The sequence below is a fragment of the Pseudoalteromonas sp. BZA4 genome (assembly GCF_040104395.1).
Classification (GTDB): domain Bacteria; phylum Pseudomonadota; class Gammaproteobacteria; order Enterobacterales; family Alteromonadaceae; genus Pseudoalteromonas.
The window spans coordinates 1-2,008 of the sequence record NZ_JBECOT010000132.1 but is presented as its reverse complement, the minus strand read 5'-3'; the positions used below and the strand labels follow the sequence as shown (position 1 = coordinate 2,008).

The window sequence follows — 2,008 nt, the reverse complement described above, 5'->3', positions numbered from 1 at the left end:
AAAAAGAAAGACCTCCCTTTGTCTTTCGTATTGATAGCCTATATAAACTAAGAGTCTTAAATTTAGTTTAGTCATTATTCGATTTTTCGGGTAGAAACTTATAACCATTGATCATTGCTGAAACCAGTCCTGATTTTTCTCTTTGTTCAGCAACGATAACACCTAGTATATGCAATGGTATAAGTATTATTAGGGCATAAAATGCGTATACATGAGCAGTGATAATGGGGGATCGAAACTCTCTAAGATCCTTATAACGTTCATCGTCAACGTTAACTTTTGAATAAGGCTTGATTACATCAAGTTGAGTATCGTCAACCGCAATGCTTTTAACAAAGTGCTCTCCTAACGGTGGGTAGTATATATCAGTCCCTGCCAGTATTAAGCCCGTCGCCATTTGAATTGTCATTGCTATCAGTAAAGCTAATACCATAAGCTTCCCTATTGGATTATGGCCTTTGTATACTTCTTTGGGAGAACGTCTGAATTTAGTTAGTTCCTTCTTATACTCTTTCATAAATGGCAGAGTTTGTGACCACATGTCATTTGATGAACCAATAAAACCCATAACCAGCCGAATGATAAGGTTTATGGCAAAAATGTAACCAATAGTAACATGTATGGTTTTAAGCATTATTTTGGCGTCTACCGTTATACCAAGAGTTTTTCCATTAAAGATGATTAAGCCGATCACAATTAGTAAGCTCATTGTGATGACGTTTATCCAATGAAAAAGCCTGATGCTTTTAGGCCATACATAAGTAAGTGTTCTCGTTTTGTTCATAACATTTCTCCTTTTCCAGAGATTGCGTAACTTATAAATGACCTGTTTCAGTAACAGTTGTTGTCCAATACCTAATTCTTATGGTTGCGAATAGTAACTTTAGTTCTTCTTTAAGCTTTTCTAATTCATATTGCTCAATAACTACTTCAAACTTCAGCATATCTTTGTAGCCTCTAACTTGCTCCTCTAAGCTAAAAGCACTATGTTTCTTGCTATAGCCCATGATCGGGAAAATGTTGAAGCCGGATGCTATATCACTCAGCATTAATTGGTCGATAACATCATCCTTGTGCTTCTTAGGAACTATGAAAGTAAAAACTAATGATGGACTAAACATTGCGCTGCTCCAATAAACGATACCAGATTGGTAATAAATAGAGTGTTGTTGCCGTTGAAGTCAGTAAGCCTCCTATAACAACTATAGCAAGCGGTTTTTGTATCTCAGCTCCCGGACCTGAAGCAAACGCTAAAGGAATTAGACCAAACATTGCAGTGGTCGCGGTCATAAGTACTGGACGCAGTCTTCTTCGAGAGCCATCTACTACACGTTCAGTGATATTAGATATTGTGGTTTTGCTCTGTTCGAAATAACTAACCATAACGATACCATTGAGCACTGCAACACCAAGTAATGCAATAAAGCCAACTGATGCAGGAATTGATAAATATTGTTTAGATATTAGTAACGCAAAAACCCCACCCATTAAGGCGAATGGGATGTTACAAAGAATCAAACTTGCTAAGGATACAGAGCGAAAAGTTGTAAATAAAATCACAAAAATTAAGATCAAAGCTAAAGGAACAACGATAATTAAGTTCTTCATTGCTCGTTGCTGATTTTCGAACTCACCACCAAAAGTTACGTAATAGCCGCTAGGAAGCGACAACTCAGAGTGAACTTTAGCTTGTAACTCTTCAACAAAACTTACCACATCTCTGTTTTCAACATTGGTTGTAATTGAGACAAAACGTTTACCTCGTTCTCTTTCGATCAGTAAAGGTTCTTGTTCTACCTTAATGCCAGCGACGCTCTCTAGAGGTAAAATGGTATTATCAGGCATTAAAACAGATACTTGTTTCAAATCATTTATTGAGCTAATCTGACTTGCTTTGTGCTTCGACGAAGCACCGAAAACAATAGGCGTAAATTTATTAACGGTAACTAGTTTAGATATTTGTGAGCCTTCAAGTTGTGGCTTTAGAAAATCAGTTAATGCTTTAGTG

3 protein-coding genes are annotated in these 2,008 nt (G+C 36.8%); all 3 read right to left on the bottom strand.

Going from position 1 to position 2,008, the window contains the following annotated elements; all coding sequences use genetic code 11:
• Positions 1-67: 67 nt before the first annotated feature.
• Entirely contained in the window at positions 68-784 is a 717-nt protein-coding gene (locus ABMY41_RS21690; protein ID WP_289098151.1) for a cytochrome b/b6 domain-containing protein, read from the bottom strand.
• Between the two features lie 31 nt (positions 785-815).
• Positions 816-1,121, bottom strand: coding sequence for a DUF3240 family protein (locus ABMY41_RS21685; protein ID WP_289098150.1), 306 nt, complete (start codon positions 1,119-1,121; stop codon positions 816-818).
• Positions 1,114-2,008, bottom strand: an 895-nt coding sequence (locus ABMY41_RS21680; RefSeq protein WP_349276249.1) for an efflux RND transporter permease subunit, incomplete at its 5' end; no start/stop codon positions are given. The genes ABMY41_RS21685 and ABMY41_RS21680, both read right to left, overlap by 8 nt.

What these genes read in the sequence shown, in the direction of transcription:
- ABMY41_RS21690 (WP_289098151.1), bottom strand. Translation starts at nt 784, where the DNA reads ATGAACAAAACGAGAACACTTACTTATGTATGGCCTAAAAGCATCAGG.
- ABMY41_RS21685 (WP_289098150.1), bottom strand. Translation starts at nt 1,121, where the DNA reads ATGTTTAGTCCATCATTAGTTTTTACTTTCATAGTTCCTAAGAAGCAC.